Genomic DNA, 7,583 nt, shown 5'->3' on the forward strand with positions numbered 1-7,583 from the left:
TCATCAGTGTCAAGTTACGAGCGCGTACGGCGAGCGGCCGGACGGGCTCGGACAGGCGTGGACCGGACACGGGACGGACGGTGGCATGACCTCAGCAGTGAAGGGTGAACTCTCCGCGGAGCTGCGGGGGTTCAGGCGCGTGCAGACCCTCGCGTACGAGTGCGCGGAGGCGGTCGCCGCCCAGCTCAAGCCGGGCGTGACGGAGCGCGATGCGGCGCGGATGCAGCGGGAGTGGCTGCGCGAGCGGGGCGTGCGGGACTGGTTCCACCTGCCCTTCGCCTGGTTCGGCGACCGCACGGCGTTCGTGAACTTCCGCATCCCGCTGCAGTTCTTCCCGACGCACCGCAAGCTGGAGCCGGGGATGCCGTTCATCCTCGACATGGCCCCGGTGTACGAGGGCTTCACGGCGGACATCGGCTACTCGGGCTGCCTCGGCCTGAACCCCGTGCACGACAAGCTCCTCGCCGACCTCGAGGCGCATCGCGAGCTGATCCTGCGCGAGGTCCGCGAGCGCCGCTCACTGCGGGAGATCTACGAGGACGTGGACCGCCTCATGGTCCGCCAGGGGTATGCCAACCGCCATCGCGCGTATCCCTTCGGCGTCATCGCGCACAAGGTCGACCGGGTCAAGGAGCGCCGGCTCTCCCCGCACGTGTTCGGCTTCGGCACGCAGTCCCTGAAGGGCCTCGCGAGCGACGCGCTGCGCGGCCACCGGGACGGCTGGTCGCCCCTGTGGTCGCCGTACAAGTTCTCCGACCACCCGCCGCAGCCGGGCCTGTGGGCGGTCGAGCCGCACCTCGGATTCCGGGGCACGGGCGCGAAGTTCGAGGAGATCCTGGTCGTCACCGACTCCAAGGACCCGGACGAGAGCGCGTTCTGGCTGGACGACGACCTGCCGCACGTGCGGCGCTGGGCCGAGGAGAGGGCTGCCGCATGACCATCGAGGACCTCAAGGGCGCGCGCGAGCGCTGGGTGCGCACCGGCGGCGTGGAGCTGTGCGTCGCCGAGCTGGGCGACGCGGAGCAGCCCACGGTGCTGCTGGTGCACGGCTATCCGGACTCCAAGGAGGTGTGGTCGCGGGTGGCCGCGCGGCTCGCCGAGCGCTTTCACGTGGTGCTGTACGACGTGCGCGGCCACGGCAGGTCGACGGCGCCGAAGCCGCTGCGCGGCGGCTTCACCCTGGAGAAGCTGACCGACGACTTCCTCGCCGTCGCGGACGCGGTCAGCCCGGACAGGCCGGTGCACCTGGTGGGGCACGACTGGGGCTCGGTGCAGGCCTGGGAGTTCGTGACGGTGCAGCGCACGCAGGGGCGCATCGCGTCGTTCACGTCGATGTCGGGCCCGTCCCTCGACCACTTCGGGCACTGGATCAAGAAGCGCATGGCGCGGCCGACCCCGCGCCGGACGGCACAGCTCATCGGCCAGGGCGCCAAGTCCTGGTACGTGTACATGCTGCACACGCCCGTGCTGCCCGAGCTCGCCTGGCGCGGCCCGCTCGGCAAGAGCTGGCCGCGCATGCTCCAGCGCCTGGAGAAGGTCCCCGCGGACGGCTATCCCACCCTGTCGCTGCCGTCGGACGCCGCGCACGGCGCCTGGCTCTACCGGGACAACGTCCGCACCCGTCTGCGCAGGCCACGCCCGGACGCGTACGCGCACGTGCCGGTGCAGCTCATCACGCCGTCCGGGGACATCTTCCTGTCGGAGCGGCTGTACGACGACCTGGAGCTGTGGGCCCCGCGGCTGACGCGGCGCACGCTCCCGGCCAAGCACTGGGTGCCGCGCACCCGGCCCGACCAACTGGCGGCGTGGATCACCGAGTTCGTCACGGCCCACGAGGACGGCGGCCCGACCCTGACGAGCGCGGCCCCGGCCACGGGCACGTACGCCGACCGGTTCGCGGGCCAGCTGGTCCTGGTCACCGGCGCGGGCAGCGGCATCGGCCGGGCCACGGCGTTCGCGTTCGCCGAGGCGGGCGCCCGCGTGGTGGCCGTCGACCGGGACGCGGAGTCCGCGGCCCGCACCGCCGAGCTGTCCCGTCTGATCGGCGCGCCCGCCGCCTGGGCCGAGACGGTCGACGTCAGCGACGAGCAGGCCATGGAGAAGCTCGCCGAGAAGGTCGCCGCGGACTACGGCGTGGTGGACGTCCTGGTGAACAACGCGGGCATCGGCCTCTCCGGCTCCTTCCTCGACACGGGCGCCGACGACTGGAAGAAGGTCCTCGACGTCAATCTGTGGGGCGTCATCCACGGCTGCCGTCTCTTCGGCAAGCAGATGGCCGAGCGCGGCCAGGGCGGCCACATCGTCAACACCGCGTCCGCGGCGGCCTATCAGCCCTCCAAGGCGCTGCCCGCGTACAGCACGTCGAAGGCGGCCGTCCTGATGCTCAGCGAGTGCCTGCGCGCGGAGCTCGCGGGCCAGGGCATAGGTGTCTCCGCGATCTGCCCGGGCTTCGTGAACACGAACATCACGGCGACGGCCCGCTTCGCCGGCGTCTCCGCGGACGAGGAGAAGCGCCGCCAGAAGAAGTCCGCGCGCCTGTACGGCCTGCGCAACTATCCGCCGGAGAAGGTGGCCGCCGCCGTCCTGCGCGCCGTCGTCCGCAACCAGGCGGTGGTGCCCGTCACCCCGGAGGCCCGCGGCGCCCACCTCATGTCCCGCTTCACACCCAAGGCCCTGCGTGCGATCGCCCGATTGGAGCCACCGCTGTGACCCCGCGGCACGACACGACACCCCCGCCCGACGAGCACCACACGTCCGACGAGCACTACCCGATCACTCCGCGCCGGGTCTCGTTCGACTGGGACGCGACGCCGCTGCACTGGATACCGGACGAGCCCACGGCCACCCACGTCATCAACGTCCTGCATCTGCTGCTCCCCGCGGGCGAGCGGTGGTTCGTGAAGGTCTTCAAGGAGGGCCTGCCGCTGATCACGGACCCGGTGCTGCGGGCAGACGTGAAGGGGTTCATGGGCCAGGAGGCCACGCACAGCGTGCAGCACGCGTACGTGCTCGACCACCTGGCCGCGCAGCACCTCGACACGGCCGGCTTCACCAAGTACGTCGACTTCCTCTTCGAGCGGCTGCTCGGCGAGCAGCCGCCGCTGGGGGCGCCGATCCCGACGCAGGAGTGGCTGCGCTTCCGGCTCGCGATCGTCGCGGCCATCGAGCAGTTCACGGCCGTCCTCGGCGACTGGGTGCTGTCCGCCGACGCCCTCGACCGGGCCCGCGCCGACGAGGTCATGCTGGACCTGCTGCGCTGGCACGGCGCGGAGGAGGTCGAGCACCGCGCGGTCGCCTTCGACATGTACCAGCACTGCGGCGGCACGGGAGCGCCCCGGTACGCGCGGCGCATCGCGGGCATGGCGGTCACGGCGCCCGTGATGCTGTACCTGTGGATCTGGGGCAGCGCGTATCTGCTCCGGCACGATCCGCGGCTCGCGGGGCGCCTCGGGTACTCGCTCGCGCGGCACAACAGGGCGGTCCGCAAGGGCCTGCTGCCCACGTGGCGCGAGATCGGCGCGGCCGTGCCCCGCTATCTGCGCCGGTCGTACCATCCGTCGCAGGAAGGCTCGCTGCGCAAGGCCGTCGCGTACCTGGCGCAGTCACCCGCGGCGCGCGTCGCGGCAGCGGCGGCGGGCCGGGCGGCCATCGCGTAGCGGGGAGAAGCACAGGGAAGGACGGGGGAGCGTTGGACGGGCAGCACACTCAGGAGTTCCAGGTCCCGGCGGCGATGCCCCGGGTCGAGTACCGGATAGAGGACCTCGCCCACCACAGCGGCGCCACCGTGCGGACGATCCGGGCCTACCAGGACCGCGGCCTGCTCCCCCGGCCCGAGCGGCGCGGCAGGGCCAACGTGTACGGCGACGCGCACCTGGCCCGGCTGCGGCAGATCGCCGACCTGCTCGACCGGGGCTACACCCTGGCCTCCATCAAGGAGCTCCTGGAGGCCTGGGACGCGGGCCGCGGGCTCGGCGGCGTACTCGGCCTGGCCGCCGAGGTCGACGGCCCCTGGACGGACGAGAAGGCCGACAGGATCACCCGGGCGGAGCTCGACGAGGCGTTCGGGGGCGAGCCGGACGACGCGGCGGTGGCGGACGCGATCGCGCTCGGCGTGCTGGAGCCGCTTCCGGGCCGTGACGACGCGTTTCTGGTGCCCAGCCCGCAAGAGCTCGCGGTGGCCGTGGAGTTGCACGCGGCGGGCGTGCCGCTGTCGGCGATCTCGGGCCATCTGCGGGAGTTGAGGGGGCAGGTCGAGCACATAGCGGCGCGCTTCCTGGAGTTCACGAATGAGCATGTGTTCGCGCGCTATCTGGGGAACCACCCGCCGAGTGAGGCGGACGCGGCCGAGGCGGCGTCACTCGTCCGGAGGCTCCGCCCCCTGGCCCAGCAGTCGGTCGACGCCGAACTGGCCCGAGCGATGCGGCTCTTCGCGACCCGCCATCTGCGCCGCCACCTCTCCGACGAGGAGGCCCCCCGGCACAGCGAGGAGCCCCAGTACGTGGCGCTGCCCGCCCGCACAATGCGGGCCGTGCAGGAGCTCGTTGGCCGGGAGAACGCCCCGGCCTTCATCACGGCGGCCGCCGAACGCGAGCTACAGAGCCGGACATTGGACGCACTTACGGCAAGTCGTGATGAGTCATGACTAGTTGGTCAAAAGCCGCTTCCCATCCCGGAGTTGTCCACAGATTTCCCAAGTCGCCTGTGGATAACTCGACTTGCTTGTGGATCAAACCTGTGGACCGACATTCCTCGATGAAAAGTCGATGGCGAAAAACCGAGCACGCGGAGACGAATCCGCGTCCGGCGTGGAATCCCCGTCCGGCATGCCCGTCAGGCATGATCGATGAGCATGGAGCACCTGCACAGCACCGAGGCCGCCGTCGCCGCCCTGCGCGCGATCGCCCGCGAGTACGAGCGGGAGATCGAGGTCACCCATGACATAGGCGCCGACCGGACCTCCCGCCGCACCGCCGCGGGATTCGAGGTGACGACCGACCCGGACGGTTCGCTCCCGCACGAGGCGTTCGTGGAGCTCGGCGGCCTGCCGCAGATCTCCGTACGGCTCTATCCGGACGACGACGCGCTGATCACCGTCGACGGCGTCGAGTGCCACGACGTGCCGCGCGACGAGGTGCCCGCCTTCCTGCGGTCGGTCCTCGGCGGCCTCGCCCATGTGAAGGGGCGCCGCTTCCCGCCCGGCTACTGGCTGATCGTGCCGCTCCCCGGCGACAGGACGTACAAGGAGCTCATCCCCATGATCTCCCTGACGCCCTGGCTCAGCGGCCGGGTCCGCTGAGCGCGCGCCGGGCTCCCCTGCGGGACGGCTGCCTCACCTGCGGGATCCGGCCGGGCGGCCCGTACGCTCGACGACATGAGTTTGCGTCTGAGCACCCTGATCCTGCCCGTTCTCCGCTGGCACGAAGGGGGCCGGGAGCGCTGGCGGCGCGCGGAGGAGCTGGGCTTCCACACCGCGTACACCTACGACCACCTCTCCTGGCGGACCTTCCGCGACGGCCCGTGGTTCGGCGCGGTGCCCACGCTGACCGCCGCCGCGGCCGCCACCGAGCGCATCCGCCTGGGCACGCTCGTCACCTCGCCGAACTTCCGGCACCCCGTGACGCTCGCCAAGGAGCTGATCACGCTCGACGACGTGTCGAACGGCCGGATGACGCTCGGCATCGGCGCGGGCGGCGACGGCTTCGACGCGTCCACGCTGCGCCGCTCCGACGAGGCCGCCTGGACGCCCCGTGAGCGCGCGGACCACTTCGCGGAGTTCCTGCCGCTGCTCGACCGGCTGCTCACCGAGGACTCGGTGACCTACGAGGGCGAGCGGTACGCGGCGTACGAGGCGCGCAACATCCCGGGCTGCGTGCAGCGCCCGCGGCTGCCGTTCGCCGTGGCCGCCACCGGGCCGCGCGGCCTGAAGCTCGCGGCGCGCCACGGCCAGGCGTGGGTCACCACGGGCGACCCGAAGATCTCCGCGACCGGCACGCCGGAGCAGTCCCTGGAGGCCATCCGCGGCCAGGTCGACCGGCTCGGGGCGGCCTGCGAAGCGGTCGGCCGCGACGTGGACGAGCTCGACAAGGTTCTGCTCACCGGCTTCACGCCGGACCGGCCGCTCGCCTCCTTCGACGCGTTCGTCGAGTTCGCAGGCAAGCACGCCGCGCTCGGCATCGACGAGATCGTGCTGCACTGGCCGCTGCCCGGCACGGACTTCGCGGCCGACGAGAAGGTCTTCGAGCGCATCGCGACGGAGGCGGTCGCGCAGCTGTAAAGGGCCGTCGGGGCGAGGCCCGAGGTGGGGCAGGGGCGCCCGGGAGTGCGTCGTACTCACATGTGCGCCCCGCCCCACACCCGTGCAGGCATATGCGGGACAATCCCGTACGTGACCCCAGCGACTTCCCGGCCCCGGACCCCGTCCCCCTCCGTCCCGCCCCGGCTGATCGCCACCGACCTGGACGGCACGCTGCTGCGCGACGACAAGTCCGTGTCGGACCGCACGGTGGCCGCCCTCGCCGCCGCCGAGGAGGCCGGGATCGAGGTCTTCTTCGTCACCGGGCGCCCGGCGCGCTGGATGGACGTGGTCAGCGACCACGTGCACGGCCACGGCCTGGCGATCTGTGCGAACGGCGCGGCGGTCGTCGACCTGCACGGCGGCCCCGGCAGCCACCGCTTCACCAAGGTGCGCGCCCTGGCTGCGGCGGACGCCCTGGAGGTCGTACGGCTGCTGCGCGCGGCCGCCCCCGGCACGTCCTTCGCCGTCGACCGGACCGGCGGGGTGCACCACGAACCGGAGTACCCGCCGCTGCGGTTCGACCCCTCGGTCAGCGTGGCGCCCGCCGAGAAGCTCCTCTCGGCGGACTCCGACGGCGCGGAGCAGCCCATCCTCAAGGTGCTCGCCCACCACCCCGAGATGGCGCCGGACGCCTTCCTGGCCCTGGCCCGCGAGGCCGTCGGCGCGCGCGCCGAGATCACCCGCTCCAGCGTGACCGCACTCCTGGAGATCAGCGCCGCCGGCGTCACCAAGGCGGGCACCCTCGCCCTGTGCTGCGCCGAACGCGGCATCTCCCCGCAGGAAGTCGTCGCCTTCGGAGACATGCCGAACGACATCGAGATGCTCACCTGGGCCGGTACGTCGTACGCGATGGACAACGCCCACCCGTCCGTGATCGCCGCCGCCTCCGGGCGCACGGTCGCGAACAACGACGACGGGGTCGCGGTCGTCATCGAACGGATTCTGGCGGACTGCCTCTCCGTAGAGGCCGGTTAGGCAATCGCCCTCCTAGGAGGGACCGGTCAGAGCTTGACCCCGTGCTCGGCCAGCCACTTCTCCGGGTCGACGCCCGAGCCCAGATCCGGGGTGAGCCGCACCTCGAAGTGCAGGTGCGGCCCGGTCGAGTTGCCGGTGGTGCCCGCCTGGCCGAGCCACTGCCCGGTGCGCACCTGCTCCCCCTGGTCGACGGTGACGGCGGCGAGGTGCGCGTACTGCGTGTAGTAGCCGTTCGGATGGCGCACCACGACCTCGATGCCGAAGCCGCCGCCGCACGCCACCCGCTCCACACGCCCCGCGCCCGCCGCCCGGT

At 72.2% G+C, this 7,583-nt stretch carries 8 protein-coding genes; 7 read left to right on the plus strand and 1 reads right to left on the minus strand.

Annotated features, from left to right (window positions below; translation table 11 throughout):
• The first annotated feature begins 85 nt into the window (after window positions 1-85).
• The 7 genes from ACFWZ5_RS12985 (at window position 86) to ACFWZ5_RS13015 (ending at window position 7,270) form a co-directional block, all read left to right on the plus strand.
• Entirely contained in the window at window positions 86-937 is an 852-nt protein-coding gene (locus ACFWZ5_RS12985; protein ID WP_384791035.1) for a M24 family metallopeptidase, read from the plus strand.
• Window positions 934-2,709: an SDR family oxidoreductase gene (locus ACFWZ5_RS12990; protein ID WP_384791038.1), complete on the plus strand. Its 1,776-nt coding sequence runs from the start codon at window positions 934-936 to the stop codon at window positions 2,707-2,709. The genes ACFWZ5_RS12985 and ACFWZ5_RS12990 overlap by 4 nt, the downstream gene beginning before the upstream one ends.
• Entirely contained in the window at window positions 2,706-3,656 is a 951-nt protein-coding gene (locus ACFWZ5_RS12995; RefSeq protein WP_384791041.1) for a metal-dependent hydrolase, read from the plus strand. The genes ACFWZ5_RS12990 and ACFWZ5_RS12995 overlap by 4 nt, the downstream gene beginning before the upstream one ends.
• Window positions 3,657-3,730: 74 nt before the next feature.
• A complete protein-coding gene (locus ACFWZ5_RS13000) occupies window positions 3,731-4,642 on the plus strand; it encodes a MerR family transcriptional regulator (RefSeq protein ID WP_384791156.1) in 912 nt (303 codons plus the stop codon).
• A 207-nt stretch (window positions 4,643-4,849) separates the two neighbouring features.
• Complete coding sequence (locus ACFWZ5_RS13005) at window positions 4,850-5,296, plus strand: hypothetical protein (protein ID WP_384791158.1); 447 nt, start codon at window positions 4,850-4,852, stop codon at window positions 5,294-5,296.
• Window positions 5,297-5,371: 75 nt separating this feature from the next.
• Window positions 5,372-6,274 carry an LLM class flavin-dependent oxidoreductase gene (locus ACFWZ5_RS13010; RefSeq protein WP_384791044.1) on the plus strand — a complete coding sequence of 301 codons (903 nt, stop codon included), beginning with the start codon at window positions 5,372-5,374 and terminating at the stop codon, window positions 6,272-6,274.
• A gap of 111 nt (window positions 6,275-6,385) precedes the next feature.
• A complete protein-coding gene (locus ACFWZ5_RS13015; protein WP_384791047.1) occupies window positions 6,386-7,270 on the plus strand; it encodes a Cof-type HAD-IIB family hydrolase in 885 nt (294 codons plus the stop codon).
• Window positions 7,271-7,296: 26 nt separating this feature from the next.
• Here ACFWZ5_RS13015 and ACFWZ5_RS13020 read toward each other — a convergent pair.
• A partial coding sequence (locus ACFWZ5_RS13020; protein ID WP_384890712.1) for a M23 family metallopeptidase occupies window positions 7,297-7,583 on the minus strand: 287 nt, incomplete at its 5' end.

It is taken from the genome of Streptomyces sp. NPDC059003 (assembly GCF_042740445.1).
GTDB lineage: Bacteria > Actinomycetota > Actinomycetes > Streptomycetales > Streptomycetaceae > Streptomyces.